Source organism: Terrabacter sp. Soil811 (genome assembly GCF_001429655.1).
GTDB lineage: Bacteria > Actinomycetota > Actinomycetes > Actinomycetales > Dermatophilaceae > Terrabacter.
Genome location: NZ_LMSX01000007.1, coordinates 604461 through 626160, shown reverse-complemented (window position 1 = coordinate 626160; position 21700 = coordinate 604461). Strand labels below are relative to the sequence as shown.

Here is a 21700-nt window from a genome sequence, read left to right as displayed (position 1 = left end):
CACACTCAGTCGGGTGTAAGGGTCTTTCCAACACCATCCGCCCCTCAGGAGGTTGTCGATGTCAGAGTCGGGTCCCGACGCCCCACAGGGAGCGACCGGCGAGAACGCGGCCGGCGGCTCCCGCCGCCCCGAACGTCCGCCCGTCCGCGCCCTCGACCCGGCCACGGCGATGCGCCTGACCGACGGTCGCCCGCCGCTTCCCGCCCTCTACCTCTCCGACCGCCTCCTCGTGCGCACTCCGTCGGGTGGGGGCAGGCCGCGAGGACTCGAGGACCTGCGCACGGCGCTGGGCAAGCTCGAGCTCGACTTCACCGTGACGCCTCGGCCCGACGGTGGGCCGCGCGACCTCGACCAGCCCTCCTGGGGCACGAGCATCACGCTCCGGCCGACCCGCTCGATCGACCCTGTCGACGCGTGGAGCGTGCTCCAGCGGCTGCGCCAGTCCGGCGAGCCGATCGCCGAGCAGCTGAGCCTCGAGCACGTCCTGCGCCCGGCAGACGGCTACTGGGGTGGCGTGGGCGGCTACTGGGGCGGCGTCGGGGGCTACTGGGGTGGCGTGGGCGGCTACTGGGGTGGCGTCGGGGGCTACTGGGGTGGCGTCGGCGGATCCGCGCTGCAGGAGTACTCCGTGCCCGGGCGGGGCGGCCGTATGCCGGTGGCCCTGGCCCTGCCCGACCCGCGGCTGCGGGCACGTCCCGTCGACCGCAACCCCGTCGTCGTCGTGCCCGACACGGCGGTCGCGGCGCACCCCTGGTTCAAGGACGGCGAGGGGGTCGTGCGGCTCGAGCTCAAGGACGGCCGGCTCGTGCCGGTGAAGACGCCGAAGCCGGTCGACCCACCGATCTCCGTGCCGGCCCCGAGCGAGCCGGTCGGGCTGCTCCAGGGGCACGCGACGTTCATCGCCGGCCTCGTGCGCCAGGGCTGCCCGGAGGCGACGATCCTCTCCATCCCTGTCATGGGTGACGACGGCGTCGTCGACGAGAGCGTCATGCTCGACGTCCTCCAGGCGTTGCTCGACCGGCACGTCCACGGGCAGGAGCACGACGACGCGTCCGAGGTGGTCGACGTCGTCTCGCTCTCCCTCGGCTACTACGCCGAGGACCGCAGCTACACGTCCGGCCCCGTCGCCGACCTGCTCGACCGCTTCGGCGAGCACGGCGTCCTCGTCGTGGCCGGTGTCGGCAACGACGGCACGAACGCGCCCTTCGTCCCGGCGGCGCTCGCGGCGGCGCCACCGCAGCGCGTCACCGCGAAGTCGGTCCCACCGCTCGCGAGCGTCGGAGCGAGCAACCCCGACGGGGTGACCGTCGCGCTCTTCTCCAACAACCTCACCGTGGTCAGCGCCGTGCGGTCCGGTGTCTCCGTCGTCAGCACCCTGCCGCTCACCAACGGCATGGGCCAGCCGTCGTCGGAGGTCTCGGCCGACGGCACGGTGCGCTGCACCGTCGACCCGGACGACTACACCGGCGGCTTCGGTGTCTGGAGCGGCACGTCCTTCTCCACCCCGGTCTTCGCGGCAGAGCTCGCGGCGGCCCTCATCGACGAGGGCGGCCTGGCCGACGTCTCGTCCCCCGTCATGCGCAAGCGCGCCATCCGTGCGCTGCGCACCTGCATCGGAAGGGCGCGATCATGACGCCGACCCCCACCGCCCCCGACGGCCTCGGGACCCTCGCGGGCAAGGCGTTCGCCGCCTACCGCGCGGGCGAGCGCGAGCGGCTCTCCGAGCTCGTCGACCTCGTGACCCCCGTGCTGTGGAACGCCGCACGGTCCCAGGGCGGTGCGCCGGCGACGTGCGAGGACGCCATCCAGACGGCGTTCCTCCAGCTCGTCGACCGGGCCGACTCGATCAACGAGCCGGCTGCGGTGCTCGGCTGGCTCGTCGTCGTCGTCAAGCGCGAGGTGTGGCGGCTCGCCCGCGGGGCCCGGCGCGAGTTCGGTGTCGAGGAGGTGCCGGAGGCCCCGGCGCAGCAGCTCGACCCCGAGGCGCAAACCATCCTCTCGGAGCGCCAGCGCGTGCTGTGGAAGCACGTCTCGACCCTCTCCCCGCGGTGCCAGGAGCTGCTCCGGGTCATCGCGTTCGCCGACCGCCCCGACTACGCCGCCATCGCGGAGTCGCTGGGGATGCCGGTCGGCAGCATCGGCCCGACCCGTGGCCGCTGCCTCCAGAAGCTGAGGACGACCCTCGGCACCGACCCCGGATGGGCGGTCTGACATGACATCTCACACTGACGCCATCGATGCCCGCGACATCGCCAACCTCCACCACGTGCGTGACCTCTTCGGCCACGCCGACCCCGTCCCGAGCGACCTCGCCGAGCGCATCAAGTTCGCGATCACGGTCCACGCCCTGCACGCCGAGGTGGCCGAGCTCATGGACTCGGCGCTGTTGACGACGCGGGGCGCCGACGCCAAGGTCGAACCCACACCGACCGACTCGGTGACCTTCACGGCCGCCTCGGTGAGCCTCATGGTCTCGTCCGGTCCCGCGGACTCCGACGACGCGGACGACGCCGACGACCGCGTGCGCGTCGACGGCTGGGTCACGACACCGGGCGCGCAGATCGAGGCCGTGACGACCGACGGCAGCTCAACGGTGATTTCGGATGCGAACGGGCGCTTTGTTCTGGATGATCTACCCCATGGGCCGGTGCACTTCGTCGTCACCGACCCGGGCAACGAGGACATGCGACCGGTCATCACCCCCACCATCCAGATCTGACGATCCGGCCTGACGTGGTGACCGGCCCCTAGGGAGAGGCCGGGCGGGAGCCATCGATCTGCTCGAGAGTGCACGCACGCTGCGCGAGCAGGGTGCCGCGGACAACATGGCCGGCAGGCCGGTTGACGCAGCGCGCTCGCTGACGGCGGCCCTCGACGAGATCGAGCGCGTGGCGGGCGCCGCGCCCTCCCGGGACCGGCTCGAGCTGCGCTGCAAGACGCTCATCACGCTCGCCCTGACGGAGTTCATGCTGTCCGGGGTGGAGGCCGCCCTGGCCCGGCTCTCCGAGGCCGAGGTGCTCGTCGACGAGCTCGGCGACGAGGCGCTCCGAGCCCGGCTCGACTACCAGCGCGCCAACATCCACGGCCGCGTCGGTGACCTCGCCTCGGCATGGGACGGGCTCGAGGGGGCGGTGCGCCGCCTCGACGCCTTCACCGAGCGCGAGCAGTGCTCGGTGCACCTGAGCCGCGGGATGCTCGCCTTCGAGCTGCTGCGGCCGCAGGAGGCGCTCGAGTCCTTCGCCGAGGCGGCGCGCCTCGCGCACGACCTCGGTGGGGTGGCCCAGGAGTTCATGGCCCGCCACAACGAGGGGTATGCCGCCTACCTCCTCGGTGACATCCCGCGCTCCCTCGCCGGCATGGCGCTCGCCGAGGAGCTGGAGTCCGACGTCTTCACGGGACCAGCGCGCCTCGACCGTGCCCAGGTGCTGCTCGAGGCGGGGCTCGTCAAGGAGGCCGTCGAGGCGCTGCACGGTGGCCTCGAGGCTCTCGAGGGCGACGGCCACGACCAGATGCGGGCCGAGTTCGAGCTGGCACTCGCGCGCGCCCACCGGCTGCTCGGCCACCTCGACCTGGCGGCCTCGGCCGCCGCGTCGGCTCGCGAGACGTATGCCCGCATCGGGGCGACCGCGTGGGCTGCCAAGGCGATGCTCGTCGGCCTGCTCGTCGAGCTGGACCGCCAGCGGCGCACCCGCCGTGGTCGGGAGCGCGACGGCCACGGCGGCGTCACCGAGCACCAGGACGGGAGCCGCCAGACCGGGGAGCGCCAGGGAGAGCTCCGTGAGGCCGACCTCGTCCGGCGCGTCGTCGGTGTCGGGGACGCCACCGTGGCGCTCGCGGCGGCGGCGACCGCCGACGAGCTCGCGGAGACGGCGACCGAGCTGGGCGACTCCGAGCTCGCCGACAGTGCCAGGGTCGTCGCCGCGCAGGCCCTGCTGCTCGCCGGTGACCCGGCCGGAGCCAACACGAGGCTGCTCGGCCTCGAGCGGGTCTCCACCGGGTCGCTCTCCGACGAGCTCGATGCCGCCGTCGTCACCGCGATGACGCTCGTCGCCACCGGTGACCTCGCGCCGGCCCGACGCATCCTCGCTCGGGCCTCCCGTCGCCTCGCAGCCGGCCAGGAGGGGAGCGCCAGCCTCGACCTGCGCACCGCCCGCGCGGTCCACGGCGCCCGGCTCTCCGAGCTCGACCTCGAGCTCGCCGTGCCCCGGGGCAGCGGCGCGGTGCTCGAGGCCCTCGAGCGGTGGCGCAGCGCGACCGACCGGCTGCCCTCGCTCGGACGGCCCGACGACGAGCAGCTCGCCCAGCTCACCGAGCAGCTGCGCGCGGTCCGTGGGCACCTGCGCGGCGAGGGCGACCCGGAGCAGGCGCGCGAGCTGCACGACCACGCCTCGCGCCTCGAGCGGCAGATCCGAGACCGCGACTGGGCCCTGAGCCGCAGCGGTGGGGCCTCGCGCGCGGTGCCGGTGCGGGTCCGTGAGGCGCGCGAGCACCTCGGCCGGGCCGACCGCGACCTCGTGTGGTTCTTCCGGCACCGCGGCCGCATCGGTGCGGTCGGGGTCGTCGGTGGTCGCGCGACGATGCGTGACCTCATGCCGGCCGACCGGGCCGCAGAGCTCGCCCAACGCATCCGCGTCGACCTGCGGGCCGCGGCCACGCACCACCTGGGCCCGCTCGCCGGCGCCGTCTGGTCGTCGTTGCGTTCGAGCGCGACCGAGCTCGACGACGGCCTGCTGCGGCCGTGGCGCACCGACCGTGGCCTCGTCGTCGTGACGTGCCCCGAGCTGTCGGCCCTCCCGTGGGCGCTCCTGCCGTCGATGACCGGACGGCCGTTCACGGTGGCGCTGTCGCTGACGTCGTTCACCCGCCGCGCGGTACCGCTGGGGGATGCTCCTCGTCGGGGGCCCGTCCACGTCAGCGTCGGCCCGTCCGTGCCTCGCGCGTCGGGCGAGGGCCGCACGATCGTCGGCACGTGGGGCGAGGTCGCCCACCTCGCCGAGCCGTCCCGCCGGGCCGACCTCGTCGGGGCACTCGCCCGCCCGGGTGTCGTCCACGTCGCCGCGCACGGCACCCACCAGGTGGAGTCGCCGCTCTTCTCCTCGCTCGTGCTCCACGACGGGCCCGTCTTCGCTCACGAGCTGCAGCCCACCGGCGTGCGCGCCGACCACGTCGTGCTCTCGGCGTGCGAGGTCGGGCTCACCTCGCCCCGCCCCGGGCACGAGTCCCTCGGCCTGGCGCTCTCACTGCTCTCGCTCGGCGCGCGCTCGGTCGTCGCGGCGGTCTCGCCCGTGCCCGACGACGTCGCCGCGACGACGATGACGCGCCACCACGAGCTGCTCGCCGCCGGCCTCCCGAGCGACGAGGCCCTGGCCCGCTCGGTCGCGGAGACCGACGACGTCGCCGCCGCCTTCCTCAACCTCGGCGGCCAGCACCGCCCCTGAGCGCGCCCCCATCCCGAACCGAACGCAGCGTTCGATCTCGAACTCAGGGCTCTAACAGTGAGTTCGAGAGCGAACGCGGCGTTCGGTCGGGTTTGTGGCGGGTCTGTGGTGGGTCAGGCGGCCTTGCGGCGGGCCTTGATCTCGCGGCGCTTGCGCAGGGCCATGGCCAGGGCGATCTTGCGCGCGTCGATGGACAGCTCGCGGAGCATGCCGGAGATCGGGTTCGTGTAGCCGGTGAACCACAGGCCTCTGGCGCCGCGCGCCGTGCGCCCGCCGCGTTCGACCGGGTGGCCCTTCTCGTCGAGCACCCCGAGGTGCCCGATGAGGGGCTCGAGCCCCTGGCTGTAGCCGGTCGCGAGCACGACGAGGTCGGGCGTCAGGCGTGTGCCGTCCGCGAGCACGACGGCATCCCCGTCGAACTCCCGCAGCGCGGCCACCGGCTCGACGGCGCCGGTCCGGATCGCGTCGATGATGCCGACGTCCTGCACCGGGATCGCGTTGTCGCGCTCGACCCTGGTCAGCAGGCCGGTGTCGGGACGCGGCAGTCCCTGCGCCGACAGGTCAGGGGTCTGCAGCCGGCCGACGATCGGTGCCACCGTGTCGACGAAGGCCGTGGGCAGCCGCCGCACGGCGATGCCGGTGTACTGAGCGGCATACGGCCCCGTGTTGCGTCGCAGGATGTGCGGCACCGTGCGCACGGCCAGGCGCACGCGCGCGGCGCCGTGCTCGACGAGGTCGACGGCCAGCTCGGTGCCGGTGTTGCCCGTGCCCACGACGAGGACGTCCTTGCCGGCGTGGGCCGACCCGTTGCGGTAGTCCCGAGCCAGCACGACCTCACCGGAATATCCTTGCAGGCCAGGCACGTCCGGCTCTCGAGCCGTGTGGTTGAAGCCCGTGGCCACGACGGCGTACGGCGCCGTGAGGGTCGTCCCGTCCGCGAGCGTGAGCGTCCACGACTCACCGTCAGCGGATCGGTCGACCCGGCTCACCTCGGTGCCGAGGCGCACGTCGAGCCGGTGGCGCGCGGCATACAGCTCGAGGTAGCGCACGACGTCGTCGCGTGCGACCCAGCGGCCCATCTCCTTCGGGATCGGGAAGCCCGGAAGGCCGGAGAGCTCACGCGGTGTGTGCAGGTGCAGCCGGTCGTAGTGGCTGCGCCACGACGTGCCGACGCCGTTGCTCCGCTCGAGGACCACGCCGTGCAGGCCACGGGCTTCGAGGGCGGCGGCGACGGCCAGGCCACCCGGGCCGGCACCGATGATGTACGCGTCGACCGGGACGCTGCGCTGGGTCACCGGCCCAACGTAGCCGCCCACCCTCGACAGTTCTCGGCAAACCCCGCCCCGATCCGAACGGTGGGCAGCATGCTGGAGCGGTGACCCCTCAGTCGGGCCCGACTCCTCCCGAGGAGCCGGGCGCCGCCCCGAGCATGTTCACGCGGGAGCGGATCGGCGAGGGCGGCGCTGCCCGCGTCGCCACCCTCGTCGCGCTCCTCGACGCGCAGGAGCAGCAGCCGGCGGTCCGGCGCCTGCGGGCCTGGGCGTTCGAGGCCCTGGCGCCGGAGCCGGGGGAGTCGGTCGTCGACGTCGGGGCCGGGCTCGGTACGGAGCTGCGTCGCCTCGCCGAGGCCGTCGCACCGAACGGACGTGCGGTCGGTGTCGAGCCCAACCCCGGCCTGCGCGAGGAGGCGTCGCGGCGTGCGGCCCTGCTCGGGTCCGCCGCGACGTTCATCGACGGCGACGCCGCCGACCTGCCCTTCGCCGACGGTGCCGTGCACGTGCTGCGTTGCGAGCGCGTCTTCCAGCACCTCGCCGACCCGCAGGCTGCGGCCCACGAGCTCGCGCGGGTGCTCGCGCCCGGTGGACGAGCCGCCGTCCTCGACAGCGACTGGGGCACCGTCATCAGCCACCCCGGCGACCCCGACCTCGTGCGTCGCTACGCCGAGGCCAACTGGCGACGGATGCCCAACCCGTTCGCGGCGCGACACCTGCCGAACCAGCTCCGGGCCGCCGGGCTGCTCGTCGACCACGACATCGGCTCGGCCGCGCTGGTCATGCCGCCGCGCGCGCTGCTCGGCAGCGGTGTGGTCCACCGGAACGCCGATGCCGCGGTGCAGGAGGGCGCGCTGACCCGCGAGGAGGCCGACCGGCTCCTGGCGGACGTCATGGCCGCGGCGCGGGCGGGCACGGCCTTCTTCTCCGTGACGATGTTCGGGGTCATCGGCCGCAAGGCCGGCTGACCGGTCGCAGCCGGGAGACCGGGCACGTCACCGCCGGGCCGCGGGCTCCTCGGCGCCGACGTGCTCCTCGAGCCAGGCCGTCAGCGGTCGCACGGCCCGCCACGTGTCCCGGACCTCCGTCAGCGTCCGCGTCGTCGACAGCCAGGCGGGCGCGCCGAAGTCGCGGGAGACCATCAGCTCCTTGTGGCGCAGCGTCGCGATGCGGGGGTGGTCGGCGGCATACCCCCTCGGGGTGGTCTTGACCTGCTCGCCCATCAGCTCGAAGTCCTTGCCGCGCAACGCCTCGAGGATGGTCTCGAGCCCGAGTCCACTGGACGGCGCGTCGACGGCTGCCCGGAAGCGGGCGGTCTGCGCCGGGCTCACCGCCCGGAAGCCGCCGCCCGCGCGCAGGCCGTCGGCGCTCACCTGCACGTAGTAGCCGAGCACCGTGCCGGAGCCCACGAGCGCGCCCTGGTGGGTCTTGTAGGGCGACTTGTCGGCGCTGAAGCGCACGTCGCGGTTGGGTCGGAAGAGCTTGGCGGGGCCGAACTCGTCCTCGAGACCGTCGAGCAGGGCGAGCATCGGCTCGCGCACGTCGCGCTCGTAGACGTCCTTGTGGGCGAGCCACCAGTCCCGTGAGTTCACGTCCTCGAGCTCGGCGTAGAAGGACAGGGCACCGGGAGGAAAGCCGGAAAAGGTCGGGGAGGAGGACTCAGGCGTGCTCATGTGGCGACTCTGACACCGGGACCGGGTTGTTAGGCAAGGCTTACCTGTGCTTTCCTGAATTCCGTCACGTCGCCGTGGCGTAATTGCTGAGAACAACCTGAGAGAAGGCACCCGTGCTCGCGAGCAACGCGCTCATCGGACTCCGAGAAGGACTCGAGGCGGCCCTCGTGGTCGTCATCCTCGTGGCCTTCCTCGTCAAGACCGATCGCCGCTGGGCCCTGCGCCACGTCTGGACCGGGGTCGGTGTCGCCGTCGCCCTGTCGGTCGCCCTCGGGGCCCTGCTCACCTACGGCACGAAGCAGCTGACCTTCGAGGCCCAGGAGCTCATCGGTGGCAGCGCCTCGATCATCGCGGTCGTCTTCGTCACCTTCATGGTCTTCTGGATGAAGTCCGCCTCGCGGACGATCTCGGGCGAGCTCAAGGGCAAGCTCGACAAGGCGCTCGACATGGGCCCGCTCGCGATCGCCCTCGTCGCTTTCCTCGGCGTCGGGCGCGAGGGACTCGAGACGGCGATCTTCTTCTACGCCACGACCGAGGCCGCCGGCCAGGGCAACAACCAGCCGCTCATCGGCTGGGTCATCGGTCTCGGCGGCGCCGTCGTCCTCGGCTGGCTCATCTACCGAGGCGCGGTCAAGATCAACCTCGGCACCTTCTTCCGCTACACCGGCATCCTCCTCGTCCTCGTCGCGGCCGGCATCCTCGCCTACGGCATCCACGACCTCCAGGAGGCCGGCTTCCTGCCCGGCCTGACGACGCTCGCCTTCGACGTCAGCGCGACCGTCGATCCGGGCAGCTGGTACGCCACCCTGCTCAAGGGCATCTTCAACTTCACGCCCGCGACCACCGTGCTCCAGGCCATCGCGTGGGGGCTCTACGTCGGCATCGTCCTGACCCTCTTCCTGCGCCAGTCCCGGCCGGCTGCTCCGGCCGCCACGTCGCAGCAGGCCCCCAGCGCGACCCCGACGAGCGACGCGCGTCCCACCGTCGCCGCCTGACCGTCTCGCGCCGACCGGCCCGGCCGGTCCTCCGCACCCACACCGACGCCCTCCAGGAGAACCACCATGCCCCGCCCTGCCCTGCGCCCCGCTGCCCGCGCCGTGCGCACCGCCGTGCCCGTCGCCCTGTCACTCGCAGCGGCCCTCGCCCTGACCGGCTGCGCCGACAAGCCGACCGCGACGGCCGGCTCGACCGCGGCCGGTGGCGGCGGCGGACCGATCACGGTCAACGCCACCGACACCGCGTGCGAGCTGAGCGCCACGACGGCCAAGGCCGGCACCGTGACCTTCCAGGTCACGAACTCGGGCAGCAAGGTCAACGAGTTCTACCTCTACGCCGAGGGTGACCGCATCGTCTCCGAGGTCGAGAACATCACGCCCGGCCTGAGCCGCGAGCTCAAGGTCGAGATCACCGATCCCGGCACGTTCACGACCTCGTGCAAGCCCGGCATGGTCGGTGACGGCATCCGCGGCGCGTTCACCGTGACGGGCACCGCGGCGAAGGGCAGCGCCGACTCGAAGGTCGCCAAGGCGATCACCGACTACAAGGCCTTCGTCGCCTCCGAGGCCGACGAGTTCGTCGACGGCACCAAGGAGTTCGTCGCCGCGGTCAAGGCCGGTGACGTCGCGAAGGCCAAGTCGCTCTACGCCCAGGCGCGCCACCCGTGGGAGGCCATCGAGCCAGTCGCCGAGAGCTTCGGCGACCTCGACCCGAAGATCGACGGCCGTGAGGACGTCATCGCCGACGGCATGGCCTTCACCGGCTACCACCGCCTCGAGAAGGACCTCTGGAAGGACGGCCTCCAGAAGGACTCGGGCGCGATCGCCGACCAGCTGCTCGCCGACGTCACCGAGATCGCCGCGAAGAGCAAGACCGTCGAGCCGACCGCCCTGTCGATCGCGGGCGGCGCCAAGGCCCTGCTCGACGAGGTCGCGACGGGCAAGATCACGGGCGAGGAGGAGCGCTACTCGCACACCGACCTCTGGGACTTCGACGGCAACCTCGAGGGCTCGCGCCAGGCGCTTGCCGTGCTGCGCCCCGTCATCGCCGAGCGCGACCCGGCCCTGCAGAAGGCCCTCGACGCCGACTTCACCGAGCTGTCGAGCCTGCTCGCCAAGCACAAGACCGGCGCCGACTACACGAGCTACACCGCGCTCACCGAGGCCGACATCAAGGAGCTGACCGTCTCGCTCGACGCGCTCTCCGAGCAGGTGTCCAAGGTCCCCGGAGTCGTGGAGGCCAAGTGAGCCCCTTCCCTGACGAGCCCGGCGTCCCCGAGCGCGCAGACGCGACGGTCGGAGGGACCGAGGTCGGTGGCGGCGTGAGCCGCCGCCGTCTCCTGGGCGCCTCCGGGACCGCCGCGGTCGCCGGCGTGGTCGCGGGCGCGACGAGTGCCTATGCCGTGTCGCGCGGTACCGACGCCTCCGCGGCAGGTGCCCCGACGGCCACCGCAGCGCCCGCGCTCGCGCTCGACGCGGCCATCCCGTTCCGCGGTGAGCACCAGGCCGGCATCGTCACTCCCGCGCAGGACCGCCTCCACTTCGTCGCGCTCGACGTCGTAACGAAGGACCGCGCGCAGCTGCGCCTGCTCCTCGAGGACTGGACCCGTGCGGCCGAGCGGATGACGGCCGGCGCCGAGGCAGCGCCCGGCGGGCTCGTCGGTGGCGGCCCCAACCGGGCACCCGAGGACACGGGCGAGGCCTACGGCCTGCCGGCGTCCGGGCTGACGATCACGATCGGCTACGGCCCCTCCCTCTTCGACGACCGGTTCGGCCTCGCGTCGAAGCGCCCGGCCGCGCTGCAGGACCTCCCGGCCTTCACCGGCGACCAGCTCGATCCGCGCCGCACGGGCGGGGACCTCTGCATCCAGGCGTGCGCGAACGACCCGCAGGTCGCGGTCCATGCCGTGCGCAACCTCGTGCGGCTCGGCTTCGGTGTCGTCGCGGTCCGCTGGTCCCAGCTCGGCTTCGGCCGCACGTCGTCGACGTCGACCGCGCAGGCCACGCCGCGCAACATGTTCGGCTTCAAGGACGGCACCAACAACGTCAAGGCGGAGGAGCCGGAGGGCCTCGCGCAGCACGTGTGGGTCGCACCCGACGACGAGACCGGCGGCGGTGCGTGGATGGCCGGCGGCTCCTACCTCGTCGCGCGCCGCATCCGGATGCACATCGAGGTCTGGGACCGGACGAGCCTGCAGGAGCAGGAGGACGTCATCGGTCGCGACAAGAAGGAGGGGGCCCCGCTCGGCCGGGCGAAGGAGTTCGACGCGCTCGACTTCGCGAGGAAGGGCCCCGACGGCCAGCCGGCGATCCCCGTCCGCGCGCACGTGCGTCTCGCCCACGAGAGCCAGCTCGGCGGCATACGCATCCTGCGGCGCGGCTACAACTTCACCGACGGCTCCGACGGCGTCGGCCACCTCGACGCGGGGCTCTTCTTCCTCGCCTACATGCGCGACCCGGGCCGGCAGTTCGTCCCGATGCAGCGGGCGCTTGCCAAGGCGGACGTGCTCAACGAGTACATCGAGCACAACGGCTCGGCGGTCTTCGCGTGCCCACCCGGGCTGAAGGACGGGCAGACTTGGGGTCAGGCGCTCTTCGCCTGAGCGGCCCTGCCCGGACCCATCCCCTCCTCCCGCCCGAACGCTGCGTTCGGTCGCGAACTCAGTGTTCTAACAGCGCGTTCGCCACCGAACGCTGTGTTCGATGCGGGGGGTGAGGGGGCGGCCTACTGGCTGACGCGCACCGTGAGGCAGCCGGGGCGCACGGTCGCACTGACCTCGGTGGCCTCGCCGATGACGTCACCGTCGATCTGGACGGGCACGGGCCGGTCGGTGCGCACGCGGATCTCCTTGCACGCCTTGTGGTCCAGGGTCGGGTGACCCTTGCGCTGCCGGGTGGCGACCCGCGTCGCCACGGGCACCCAGCCGACGACCCCGCGCGGGGACGCGATGACCGCGTCGAGCTGGCCGTCGTCGACGCGGGCGTTCGGCATGAGCACGAGGCCGCCGAGGAGGCGTCCGCAGTTGCCGATGACGACCATCCTTGCGCGACGGCGGAACTCGAGCTCGTCGTCGACCTTGACGGCGATCCGGAACTCCGGCGAGACGAGGTGCTTGGCCCCCGAGACCATGTAGGCGGGCCAGCCGACCTTGGCCTTGAGGTTCTCGTTGGTGCCGGCCATGATCTGCGCGTCCATGCCGACACCGCTCATGACGAGGAAGTAGTGCGTCTCGGGGTCGACCGGCTCGTCGGCGTCCTCGCCCGTCTCGCCGCTCGCGGTCACGCCCAGGACGAGCTCGCCGACGTCGATGCGCCGGTTGCGCCCCGTCAGCGCGACCGCCACGGCCGCCTCGAGGGCGACAGGCAGGTCGAGGTTGCGCGCGAGCAGGTTGCCGGTGCCGGCGGGGAGGATGCCGAGCGCCGTCTCGGTGCCGACGAGGGCGGTCGCGACGTTGCGCACGGTGCCGTCGCCACCGAGCGTGCACACGATGTCGACGCCGTCGCGGACGGCCTGCGCGGCCTGCCCCTGACCGGGGTCCTCGACGGTCGTCTCGTAGAAGTGCGGCTCGCCCCAGCCGTTCGCGAGGCACGTGGCGGTGATCCGCTCGCGCACCGCGGGCAGGTCGGTGAACTTCGTCGGGTTGATGACGATCCCGGCCCGCTTGAGCGGGGCGGGGCTCTCGTCACCGCTGCGGAAGTGGTCGCGCGGCGGGCGGGGACGGCGGCGCAAGGTCGCGGTCGCCTCAGGAGCGACGCGGGTCAGGACGACTCCTCCGATGACCAGCGCCAGCACGACGACGCCGGCGACGATCCACGGCAGGTAGTCCTTGAGCACGAAGACATACGGTATCCCCCGCAGGGTGGACTCCCCGAACTGCCGCTCGCCGGTGGGCGCCCCGGCCCTAGGCTGGGCGCCATGAGCGAGCCCCTCACCGACCCCGGGCCGTCGATGCCGGACGACGCGGACTGGACGTGGGTCCTGACGCGACCGTGCCCCGACTGCGGCTTCGACGCCGCGGCCGTCGAGCCCGCCGACGTGCCGGCGCTGCTCCGCGACGCGGGGCAGCGGTATGCCGCCGCACTGGGTCGCGAGGACGTGCGGGCCCGCCCGGCCGAGGGCGTCTGGTCGCCGCTCGAGTACACCTGCCACGTCCGCGACGTCTGCGACGTCATGCGGGGCCGGCTCGAGCAGATCCTCGCCGGAGGCGGCGAGGTCGTCCGCTTCGCCAACTGGGACCAGGACGAGACCGCCGTCGAGCAGCAGTACTGGCGCTCCGACCCCGACGTCGTGGCACGCGAGGTCACGGCGGCGTTCGAGGCGGCGGCGACGGCATACGCCTTCCCGGCGGGTACGCAGTGGGAGTGGCCGGCCCTGCGCAGCAACGGCTCGGAGTTCACGGCCCGTACCCTCGCGCTCTACTTCACCCACGACATACGCCACCACCTCTGGGATGTGAACGCATGACCCTGCCCATCGACGTGCCCCTCCAGCTGCCCGAGCCGCGCACGCCCGACCCGCACGACGCCCCCGCCATCCGATGGGGCGTCCTCGCGCCCGGTGGCATCGCGCACGCCTTCGCCGACGCCGTGGCGGTCGGGACGTCGTCGTCCGTCGTCGCCGTCGGCTCGCGCAGCCGCGAGCGGGCGCAGGACTTCGCCGACGAGTTCGCGGTCCCGCGCGCGTACGGCTCCTACGAGGAGCTCGTCGCCGACCCGGAGGTGGACGCGATCTACGTCGCGTCGCCGCACTCCGAGCACCGCGACCACGCCCTGCTGGCGCTCGAGGCCGGCAAGCCGGTGCTCGTCGAGAAGGCCTTCGCCCGCAGCGCCGCCGAGGCCCGCGAGGTGCTCGCCGCCGCCGACGCCCAGAACCTGCTCGTCGTCGAGGCGATGTGGAGCCGCTTCCTGCCGCACTACGACGTCGTGCGACACGTCGTCGAGACCGGCCTCATCGGCGAGCTCGTCGCCGTGTTCGCCGACCACGGGCAGCGCCTCTACCCCGGCGGCCCGGCCCGCCTCTCGCAGCCCGAGCTCGCGGGTGGCGCCCTGCTCGACCTCGGCGTCTACCCCGTGTCGTTCGCCGACCTCGTGCTCGGCGCACCGTCGGCCGTCACGGCCACCGGCACGCTCACCGACCTCGGCGTCGACGCGACGACGACGATCACCGTCACCGGCGCCGGGGGAGCCCACGGCGTGCTCTCGTGCACGATGGCCGCGGTCACGCCGGTCACCGCGGTCGTCGCCGGGACCCTGGCCCGCCTCGAGCTGTCCGGCGCCTTCTACGGTCCGGGCTCGACGATCCGGCTCGTCGGCCCCGACAACGAGGTCATCGACGAACGGCCCGGCGGCCTCACCGAGGACGTGCGCGGCTTCTCCTACGAGGCGGCCGAGTTCGCCCGCTGCCTCGTCGCCGGCGACACCGAGTCACCGCTCATGCCGCACGCCACGACGCTGCGCGTCATGGAGACGATGGATGCCGTACGCCGTCAGGTCGGGGTCGTCTACCCCGGCGAGTGAGGTGGGGCGGGCATCACCCCCAACAGGTGATGCCCGCCGACGTCGGCGCGACGAGGATCGAGTGCCATGACGACGACGACATCGCTCACGGCGGACCAGGCCGACCTCGTCCGCGAAACCGAGCCGGCCCGCCTCGCCGAGCTGTCCGAGGACGAGCTCATCGAGCTGCACCAGAGGGTGCGTCGGGCCCGCACCAAGCACGTCGGCCTCTACCGGCGTCAGGCCAGCGCGCGGGTCGCGGCCAAGGGGTCTCGCGGCGCGGCTCGACCGGCCAACCGGCTCAACGCCGACCGGGCCGAGGTCTTCGAGCTGGCTCTGGCACGGGTCAGTGCGAGGCTCGGCGTCGTCGCCCGAGCCGCGGCCGCCGACCTCAAGGCCGAGCGCCTCGCGGCGGCGCGTGAGGTCAAGGCCGGGACGGGTCCGGGATCGGTGGCCTCGACTGCCGGTGCCGCCTCGGTGCCGTCGGGCAAGCGGCGCGCGACGAAGACGACGGGCGGCCAGAAGCGGGACGCGTCGTCGCAGTCGCAGGGCGCCCGCCGACAGGCCAAGAAGGATGCTCGCTAGACCGAGCCCGACGGCGTGCAACCATTCGGGCCGGGGACGCAGTCATAGAGGATGACTCACCCGACCGACGACAGGGTTGCCATGCTCACCGAGGAGTTCGTCCCGTTCGACCAGGCGATGTCCGGTCCGCCGCCGCTGTTCATGGCGTTCTTCGGCCTCGTCGCCATGGTGGTCGTCGCGGGGTTCGCGTTCGTGATCATCAAGGGCGTCTCGCAGTGGCGGGCCAACAAGGCCAGCCCGCTGCGCAGCGTCGAGGCCCTCGTGGTGTCGCGTCGCACCGACGTGCGCCGGCGTTCCGGGTCGCCGGGCCTCCCCGGCGCCGAGGCCGGCGCGCCGATGAGCGCCGACACTCCCTCGAGCGCGAGCACGACGTACTTCGTGACGTTCGAGGAGCCGTCCGGCGAGCGCCGTGAGCTGATGGTGTCCGGTCGGGACTTCGGCCAGCTGGCTGAGGGGGACCGAGGCCACCTCATGCACCAAGGCACTCGCTACAAGGGATTCACCCGCCAGACGGTCGTCGACGGCCCACGCTGAGGCATCACCGGCCGGGCGGGTCAGGGCAGCTGGACGGAGCCTGTCGCGGTGACGAAATCCTCGCCGACGAGCCGGGTGTCGAAGGTCAGGTCCACCCGCCCGTGCGTGTCGGCCGAGATGGGGAAGCACAGGTGCAGTCGGCGCACGGGTGGGGCGTCGACGCCAAGGACGAGGCTCATCCCGGGCTCGGCGACCGCCGCGGTGCTTCCGGCTGGGCTGGCCATCGCGCGCTGTGCCGCGACGCCGCCCACCGATCGCGACGGCGACTGGATCGTCCCGACGAGCTCGAGGACGAGCTGGTCGGAGGCCAGGGGCACATAGGTCACGTCGACCGGGTTCGGACCCGAGCACGCCGCCGCCAGGAGGCTGACGTCGCGCGACTCGAACCTGGCGCCCGTGTGGGCGTTGCTGATGACGACGGTCGCCGGGACGTCGCGCGGGCGGGTCGCGACGGCCGTCGCGTTGGCCTTCGGGTCGCCGAGGGCGAAGACGGCCTGGTGGTCGCCCTCGCCGCCGAGGACGAGCTGGGCCGCGGTCAGGTCGAAGTCGTCCGGCACCGAGGGAAAGCGCAGGGTGCTGGGCAGCGTCGTGCCGTGCGGGATGGTGTCGGAGGCCGTGTCCCACGCCGTCACGTGGTCGGGGGAGCCGACCGAGATCTCGGCTCTCGTGGCGCCGAGGTTGGTGTCGACGGACGACGTGTTCGTCAGTTTCGCCTGCACCTCGAGCAGCCGGGTCTGCTCGTCGAGGCGGGCGGAGACGAGCTCGATCTCGAAGCCGGACCACCACACCGGAGCGCCCGGCAGGAAGGCCGCTTCGGTCGGAGAGCCTGACCCGGAGGCCGTCGACGGAGCGGTGGAGGTCAGCCCGTCAGCGGCGGCCGACGTCGCCGAGCCGACGGCAGCCGTGCCCGGTCCCGGCGCGGGGCCCGGGTTCGGCGTGCCGACCGAGCTCCCGCAGGCCGCGAGGAGGCCTGCGGCAGCGGTCGCGACAGCAGCAGTGGTCGCGGCGGTCGCGGCCCTGACCAGACGTGTGGGCACCATGGCGGCTCCATCGTTAGCGGGCCACCCCAGTGTGCTCGCGGGCTCCCGGCCCGCGCAGCCGAATTACGACCTCCTGGTTGGGCTCAGGCGCCGGTCGTGTTGGGGTCGCGCCAGCGCCGCTCGAAGGGCAGGCGCCACGTGAAGGGTGCGACGAGCTGGTGGATCTGGTTGGGGCCCCACGTGCCCGGGTCGTAGGGGCGCACGATCGGCGGGTTGTCGAGGAGCGGCTGGCTGATCTCCCAGAGGCGTTCGATGCCGTCGGCCGACGTGAAGAGGGTGCGGTCGCCGCGGGCGGCGTCGTAGATGAGCCGCTCGTACGCCTCGAGCACCGCTCCGGCCCAGTCGGTCTCGCCCATGGAGAACTGCATCGAGAGCTTGTCGAGCTTCATCCCGGGCCCGGGTCGCTTGCCGTAGAAGGAGAGCGACATGCGTGACCGGTCGGCGAGGTCAAAGGTCAGGTGGTCGGGGCCGTTGTCGCCGACGCCCGATCCTGCCGGGAACATCGAGCGCGGCGGCTCTTTGAAGGCGATCGAGATGATGCGCGCGCCCTCAGCCAGCCGCTTGCCGGTGCGCAGGTAGAAGGGCACCCCCGCCCAGCGCCAGTTGTCGACGAAGCACTTGAGCGCGACGAAGGTCTCGGTCTGGCTGTCGTGCCTGACGCCGGGGACGTCGCGATAGCCGACGTACTGCCCGCGCACGACGTCGTGCGGCTCGATCGGCGACATCGACCGGAAGACCTTGTTCTTCTCCTCGCTGATGGCGTGCGGCTCGAGCGCCGTCGGCGGCTCCATCGCGGTGAAGGCGAGCACCTGGAAGAGGTGCGTGACGACCATGTCGCGGTAGGCGCCAGTGCTCTCGTAGAAGTCCGCGCGCTGCGCGAGGCCGAGCGTCTCCGGGACGTCGATCTGGATGTGGTCGATGTGGTTGCGGTGCCAGATCGGCTCGAAGAGGCCGTTGGCGAAGCGGAAGGCGAGGATGTTCTGGGCCGCCTCCTTGCCGAGGAAGTGGTCGATGCGGAAGATCTGCTCCTCATCGAAGACCTCGTGGAGCTCGGCGTTGAGCTTGCGGGCGCTCTCGAGGTCGGTGCCGAAGGGCTTCTCCATGATGATCCGGCTGCGTTCGACGAGACCGGCTTCGGCGAGCTGGTGCACGACGGCGAGGGCGGCCTTGGGCGGCACCGAGAGGTAGTGCAGCCGTCGTGCGTCGGGTCCGAGGATCGCCTCCGACTCGTCGACGGCGGCCCGGATCCCTTGCGGCCCGGAGCTGCCCGGCACCCAGTGGATCCGCTCGGCGAACTCGCGCAGGTCGTCGTCGCTCACGTTGTGGCTGCTGTGCTCGCGCACCGACGCGAGGACGAGGTCGAGGAACTCCTCGCGGCTCAGCTCGTCGAGCGAGGTCGCGACGATGCGCAGGCCCTCGAGGAGCTGGGACTCGTGCAGGTGCAGCATGCCCGGGAGCAGCTTGCGCCTGGCGAGGTCTCCGGTGGCGCCGAAGAGGACGACCGTGGTGGCTGGCATGGGTCCAGCGTGGCGCAGATCGGGCGCCAGCGGGAGGTGCGGTCCGGACCGGTCGGGCGAAGACCCACCACTGGGGCGCTCGCCGTGGGAACCTCAGCCATGGCACACGGGGCCGGGCACGACGCAGACCTGGAGGCCGACGGGGGCGCGGTGGAGCCCGCGTCAGGTCGTCTGGCGCGTCTGCGGTCACGAGGGGAGGACACCGCGTCCCGGTATGCCCGGAAGTACATGGAGCTCTCCCGCCGCATTCCCGCGGCGAAGGTGCCCCTGGAGATGGCGGCCCTCTACGTCGCCCGCCAGGGCATGCTGCTCGCCAGCGCCGTCGCGTTCCGCACCTTCCTGTGGCTGCTCCCGCTCGCCCTGCTCGTGTCCGGCCTGGTGGCGGGACTCAGCCGCGCGATCCCCGGTGCGGCCGAGGACGCCGTCGCCGTCACGGGGGTGACGAGCACCCTGCGGCAACAGATCACCGTCGCCCTCGAGGAGTCCACCCGCTCGTGGTGGGTGGCCGTGCTCGTCGGTCTCTTCCTCTCGCTGTGGACGACGCGAACCCTGATGCGCAACCTCGTCATCGTCAACGCGCACGTGTGGGACGCCCGGGTGCCGCGACGCACGCAGCGCGAGGTGCTGGGGGCGACGCTCGTCTTCGGGGCGGCCTGGCTGGGCATCTTCCTCGGTGCCGCGCTCGTCACGAGTCTCGACAACCTCCTGCCCGGCGGCATCCTGCTGTCCTTCGTCTGCCAGGCGGGGATCTCCGGCGCCGGGTGGGTGCTCATCACCCTCCACCTGCCCGACCGGCGTCGGTCCTGGCTGGACCTCGTGCCCGGCGGCCTGCTCTTCGGGGTGGGGCTCGCGACCCTCCACGTCATCAGCCGCGTCTACCTCCCGGCCCGGATCGAGCACTCGTCGGCGCTCTACGGCTCGCTCGGCGTCGCCGGTGCCGTGCTCGTCTGGCTCCTCGTCGCCGGTCAGCTCATCGTGGGCTGCGCCATCCTCAACCGGGTGTGGCTACGCCACCAGGACCCGACGTTCGACCTGGACTTCGACGCGTCGTTGGACTTCTCGATCGAGCCGGCCATCGAGAGGGCCGCCGAACGTGCCACCGAACGGACCACCGAACGGACCACCGAGAAGCCAGATGATTCGGGCGACACCACGGTCTGAGGCGTCTGGTGCCTCTATGCTCGGCCCATGCTCATCATCGGCATGATCCTCTTCGGCATGCTCGTCGGCGCCGCCGCCCAGCTCATCCTGGGTCGCGAGGGCAAGAGCATCGACTGGACGATGGCCATCGTCGCGGGCCTCGTGGGCTCGTTCGTCGGTGGTCTCCTCGCGAGCCTCATCGCGGGCGACGGCCTCGCGCTGCGACCGAGCGGCATCATCGGCTCGATCGTCGGCGCCGTCGTCGTGACGGCCGTGTGGCGCTGGAGCCGCACCCGCAGCGTCACCCGCTGACCGAGCCTCTGCCGCAGGTCCGGTCAAAGGCTCTCGACGCGGACGCGTCCGCGCGTGACGACCCACCGGTGGGTCAGGCGTATGCCGTCGAGCAGGCTCTCGTCGTGGCTCACGACGAGCACGGTCCCTCCGAAGGCCGCCACGGCGGCCTCGAGCTGCTCGATGGCGTCGACGTCGAGGTGGTTCGTCGGCTCGTCGAGCACGAGGACGTTGACCTCACGACCCTGGAAGAGGGCCATGAGCGCTCGCGTCCGCTCTCCCATCGACAGGCTCCGGGCCGGACGTGAGACGTGCTCGGACCCGAGCCCGAACTTCGCGAGGAGGGTGCGCACCTCCGCGACCGGCCACTCGCTCCCCGACCTCGGGTGGGTCCCGAGCTCGCGCCGCACGACCTCGAGCACCGAGGCGTCGTCGTCGAGCAGGTGCCGGCGCTGGTCGATGACGCCGACGGCCACACGCGTGCCCAGGCTCTGGCGACCGGACGTGAGGGGCAGGTCACCGAGCAGGGCGCCGAGCAGCGTCGTCTTGCCCGAGCCGTTGTCGCCGACGAGCGCGATGCGGTCGCCGCGGCCGACGACGAGGCTGACCGGGCCGAGCCGGAAGCCGTGCCGCTCGACGACCGCGTCGGAGAGCGTGGCCACGACATCGGCGGAGGGCCGGCCCTCGGTGATGGCGTAGCGCAGCTGCCACTCCTTGCGTGGTTGCTCCACCGCGTCGAGTCGATCAGCGGCCCGCTCGAGGCGGCCGCCCTTCGCGGCCTGACGGTCGGCCCTGGCCTTGTGCTTCTCGCGGATGTGCTTGTCAGGCTCCTTGCCGAGCGCGACATTGCGCCGCCCCCGGTCGGCCCAGTCGTGCCGCTGCCGGGACTGCGCGAGCAGCGAGTCCCGCTCGGCGGCATACCCCTCGTACGCCTCCCACGCGTGGGCGCGGGCGAGCTCGCGCTGCGCGACGAAGCTGCTCCAGCCGCCGGTGTAGTGGCCGATGCGCTGCTGCTTGACGTCGAGCTCGACGACGCCGGTGGCGACCGCGTCGAGGAAGGTGCGGTCATGGCTGGCGACGAGGATCGGGCCCTCGTGCGCGGCGACGAAGTCGGCCACGAGGGTGAGCCCGCGGGCGTCGAGGTCGTTCGTCGGCTCGTCGAGGAGCAGCACGTCGTACTGGCTGAGCAGCACGGCGACGAGGCAGGCCCGCGCGGCCTGCCCGCCGGACAGGGTGCCGAGGGGACGGTTGGACGCGACGTCGAGCCCGACGCGGGCGGCCGCCTCGGGCAGCCGCTCGTCGAGGTCGGCGGCCCCGAGCGCGAGCCAGCGCTCGAGGGCGGCGGCGTAGCGGTCCTCGCTGCCCTCGTCGCCGGCAGCGATCGCGGCGGACGCGGCCTCGAGCTCGGTGTCGGCCGCCGTGACGCCGGTGCGTCGACGGGCATACGTCAGGAGGGTCTCCGACGGGTCGGGCACGACTTGCGGGAGCCAGCCGACCGTCGCGTCGCGCGGGGCGAGACGGATCGAGCCGGCCTCGATCGGCAGCTCGCCGACGATGGTGCGCATGAGCGTCGACTTGCCCGACCCGTTGGGGCCGACGACGGCGAGCACGTCGCCGTCGGCGAGGGTCAGGTCGAGACCGGAGAAGAGGGTGCGTGCCCCGAAGGCGACGTCCAGTCCGGAGATGGTGAGGGTGGAAGACATGGGGGTCCTTGATGGTC

Annotated in this window: 20 protein-coding genes; 14 read left to right on the top strand and 6 right to left on the bottom strand. The window is 72.7% G+C overall.

Features of this window, described 5'->3' with window-relative positions; translation table 11 throughout:
• The first annotated feature begins 58 nt into the window (after positions 1–58).
• The 4 genes from ASH01_RS09770 (at position 59) to ASH01_RS09755 (ending at position 5438) form a co-directional block, all read left to right on the top strand.
• Positions 59–1633: a S8/S53 family peptidase gene (locus tag ASH01_RS09770; RefSeq protein WP_056774804.1), complete on the top strand. Its 1575-nt coding sequence runs from the start codon at positions 59–61 to the stop codon at positions 1631–1633.
• Positions 1630–2211: an RNA polymerase sigma factor gene (locus ASH01_RS09765; RefSeq protein WP_056774801.1), complete on the top strand. Its 582-nt coding sequence runs from the start codon at positions 1630–1632 to the stop codon at positions 2209–2211. The genes ASH01_RS09770 and ASH01_RS09765 overlap by 4 nt, the downstream gene beginning before the upstream one ends.
• A 1-nt stretch (position 2212) precedes the next feature.
• A complete protein-coding gene (locus ASH01_RS09760; RefSeq protein ID WP_056774799.1) occupies positions 2213–2719 on the top strand; it encodes a carboxypeptidase-like regulatory domain-containing protein in 507 nt (168 codons plus the stop codon).
• A 106-nt stretch (positions 2720–2825) separates the two neighbouring features.
• Positions 2826–5438: a CHAT domain-containing protein gene (locus ASH01_RS09755; protein WP_056774797.1), complete on the top strand. Its 2613-nt coding sequence runs from the start codon at positions 2826–2828 to the stop codon at positions 5436–5438.
• Between the two features lie 113 nt (positions 5439–5551).
• Here ASH01_RS09755 and ASH01_RS09750 read toward each other — a convergent pair whose 3' ends face one another.
• Positions 5552–6733, bottom strand: coding sequence for a flavin-containing monooxygenase (locus ASH01_RS09750; RefSeq protein ID WP_056774793.1), 1182 nt, complete (start codon positions 6731–6733; stop codon positions 5552–5554).
• Positions 6734–6813: 80 nt separating this feature from the next.
• Between ASH01_RS09750 and ASH01_RS09745 the strand changes: the two genes are divergently transcribed.
• A complete protein-coding gene (locus ASH01_RS09745; protein ID WP_156415512.1) occupies positions 6814–7677 on the top strand; it encodes a methyltransferase domain-containing protein in 864 nt (287 codons plus the stop codon).
• Between the two features lie 27 nt (positions 7678–7704).
• Here ASH01_RS09745 and ASH01_RS09740 read toward each other — a convergent pair whose 3' ends face one another.
• On the bottom strand, positions 7705–8382 hold the full coding sequence (locus tag ASH01_RS09740; protein WP_056774787.1) for a DUF2461 domain-containing protein: 678 nt from the start codon (positions 8380–8382) through the stop codon (positions 7705–7707).
• 113 nt (positions 8383–8495) lie between these two features.
• On the opposite strand from ASH01_RS09740, the gene efeU reads away from it, so the two are divergent.
• The 3 genes from efeU (at position 8496) to efeB (ending at position 11980) form a co-directional block, all read left to right on the top strand.
• Entirely contained in the window at positions 8496–9377 is an 882-nt protein-coding gene (efeU, locus tag ASH01_RS09735; protein WP_056774785.1) for an iron uptake transporter permease EfeU, read from the top strand.
• 66 nt (positions 9378–9443) lie between these two features.
• Entirely contained in the window at positions 9444–10625 is a 1182-nt protein-coding gene (efeO, locus tag ASH01_RS09730) for an iron uptake system protein EfeO (protein ID WP_056774782.1), read from the top strand.
• Entirely contained in the window at positions 10622–11980 is a 1359-nt protein-coding gene (efeB, locus tag ASH01_RS09725) for an iron uptake transporter deferrochelatase/peroxidase subunit (protein WP_443081107.1), read from the top strand. Before efeO ends, efeB begins: the two co-directional genes overlap by 4 nt.
• Before the next feature lie 122 nt (positions 11981–12102).
• On the opposite strand, the gene ASH01_RS09720 is transcribed toward efeB, so the two are convergent.
• On the bottom strand, positions 12103–13212 hold the full coding sequence (locus tag ASH01_RS09720) for a diacylglycerol/lipid kinase family protein (RefSeq protein WP_056774779.1): 1110 nt from the start codon (positions 13210–13212) through the stop codon (positions 12103–12105).
• An 81-nt stretch (positions 13213–13293) separates the two neighbouring features.
• Between ASH01_RS09720 and ASH01_RS09715 the strand changes: the two genes are divergently transcribed.
• The 4 genes from ASH01_RS09715 (at position 13294) to ASH01_RS09700 (ending at position 15992) form a co-directional block, all read left to right on the top strand.
• Positions 13294–13842 carry a DinB family protein gene (locus tag ASH01_RS09715; protein ID WP_056774775.1) on the top strand — a complete coding sequence of 183 codons (549 nt, stop codon included), beginning with the start codon at positions 13294–13296 and terminating at the stop codon, positions 13840–13842.
• Entirely contained in the window at positions 13839–14894 is a 1056-nt protein-coding gene (locus tag ASH01_RS09710; RefSeq protein ID WP_056774773.1) for a Gfo/Idh/MocA family protein, read from the top strand. Before ASH01_RS09715 ends, ASH01_RS09710 begins: the two co-directional genes overlap by 4 nt.
• A 66-nt stretch (positions 14895–14960) precedes the next feature.
• On the top strand, positions 14961–15458 hold the full coding sequence (locus tag ASH01_RS09705; protein ID WP_056774769.1) for a hypothetical protein: 498 nt from the start codon (positions 14961–14963) through the stop codon (positions 15456–15458).
• A 51-nt stretch (positions 15459–15509) separates the two neighbouring features.
• On the top strand, positions 15510–15992 hold the full coding sequence (locus ASH01_RS09700; RefSeq protein ID WP_200959101.1) for a DUF2500 domain-containing protein: 483 nt from the start codon (positions 15510–15512) through the stop codon (positions 15990–15992).
• Between the two features lie 20 nt (positions 15993–16012).
• Here ASH01_RS09700 and ASH01_RS09695 read toward each other — a convergent pair whose 3' ends face one another.
• Together ASH01_RS09695 and zwf are read right to left on the bottom strand one after the other, a co-directional pair.
• Positions 16013–17032, bottom strand: coding sequence for a hypothetical protein (locus ASH01_RS09695; RefSeq protein WP_056774764.1), 1020 nt, complete (start codon positions 17030–17032; stop codon positions 16013–16015).
• An 83-nt stretch (positions 17033–17115) separates the two neighbouring features.
• Positions 17116–18549 (bottom strand): glucose-6-phosphate dehydrogenase, encoded by a 1434-nt coding sequence (gene zwf, locus ASH01_RS09690; RefSeq protein ID WP_056774761.1) that lies wholly within the window; start codon positions 18547–18549, stop codon positions 17116–17118.
• A 228-nt stretch (positions 18550–18777) separates the two neighbouring features.
• Here zwf and ASH01_RS09685 point away from each other — a divergent pair, with 228 nt between their 5' ends.
• Positions 18778–19710, top strand: a complete 933-nt coding sequence (locus tag ASH01_RS09685) for a YhjD/YihY/BrkB family envelope integrity protein (RefSeq protein ID WP_056774758.1) — start codon at positions 18778–18780, stop codon at positions 19708–19710.
• 27 nt (positions 19711–19737) lie between these two features.
• A complete protein-coding gene (locus ASH01_RS09680) occupies positions 19738–20001 on the top strand; it encodes a GlsB/YeaQ/YmgE family stress response membrane protein (RefSeq protein WP_056774754.1) in 264 nt (87 codons plus the stop codon).
• A 23-nt stretch (positions 20002–20024) separates the two neighbouring features.
• Here ASH01_RS09680 and ASH01_RS09675 read toward each other — a convergent pair whose 3' ends face one another.
• A complete protein-coding gene (locus tag ASH01_RS09675; RefSeq protein WP_056774751.1) occupies positions 20025–21683 on the bottom strand; it encodes an ABC-F family ATP-binding cassette domain-containing protein in 1659 nt (552 codons plus the stop codon).
• Positions 21684–21700 lie beyond the last annotated feature (17 nt).

Excerpts from the sequence above, each read along its gene's own strand:
- ASH01_RS09680 (WP_056774754.1), top strand. The coding sequence starts at position 19,738 with ATGCTCATCATCGGCATGATCCTCTTCGGCATGCTCGTCGGCGCCGCC.
- ASH01_RS09740 (WP_056774787.1), bottom strand. The coding sequence starts at position 8,382 with ATGAGCACGCCTGAGTCCTCCTCCCCGACCTTTTCCGGCTTTCCTCCC.
- ASH01_RS09675 (WP_056774751.1), bottom strand. The coding sequence starts at position 21,683 with ATGTCTTCCACCCTCACCATCTCCGGACTGGACGTCGCCTTCGGGGCA.
- zwf (WP_056774761.1), bottom strand. The coding sequence starts at position 18,549 with ATGCCAGCCACCACGGTCGTCCTCTTCGGCGCCACCGGAGACCTCGCC.
- ASH01_RS09695 (WP_056774764.1), bottom strand. The coding sequence starts at position 17,032 with ATGGTGCCCACACGTCTGGTCAGGGCCGCGACCGCCGCGACCACTGCT.
- efeO (WP_056774782.1), top strand. The coding sequence starts at position 9,444 with ATGCCCCGCCCTGCCCTGCGCCCCGCTGCCCGCGCCGTGCGCACCGCC.
- ASH01_RS09685 (WP_056774758.1), top strand. The coding sequence starts at position 18,778 with ATGGAGCTCTCCCGCCGCATTCCCGCGGCGAAGGTGCCCCTGGAGATG.
- ASH01_RS09705 (WP_056774769.1), top strand. The coding sequence starts at position 14,961 with ATGACGACGACGACATCGCTCACGGCGGACCAGGCCGACCTCGTCCGC.
- ASH01_RS09715 (WP_056774775.1), top strand. The coding sequence starts at position 13,294 with ATGAGCGAGCCCCTCACCGACCCCGGGCCGTCGATGCCGGACGACGCG.
- ASH01_RS09760 (WP_056774799.1), top strand. The coding sequence starts at position 2,213 with ATGACATCTCACACTGACGCCATCGATGCCCGCGACATCGCCAACCTC.
- ASH01_RS09710 (WP_056774773.1), top strand. The coding sequence starts at position 13,839 with ATGACCCTGCCCATCGACGTGCCCCTCCAGCTGCCCGAGCCGCGCACG.
- ASH01_RS09755 (WP_056774797.1), top strand. The coding sequence starts at position 2,826 with ATGGCCGGCAGGCCGGTTGACGCAGCGCGCTCGCTGACGGCGGCCCTC.
- ASH01_RS09765 (WP_056774801.1), top strand. The coding sequence starts at position 1,630 with ATGACGCCGACCCCCACCGCCCCCGACGGCCTCGGGACCCTCGCGGGC.
- ASH01_RS09770 (WP_056774804.1), top strand. The coding sequence starts at position 59 with ATGTCAGAGTCGGGTCCCGACGCCCCACAGGGAGCGACCGGCGAGAAC.
- ASH01_RS09700 (WP_200959101.1), top strand. The coding sequence starts at position 15,510 with ATGACTCACCCGACCGACGACAGGGTTGCCATGCTCACCGAGGAGTTC.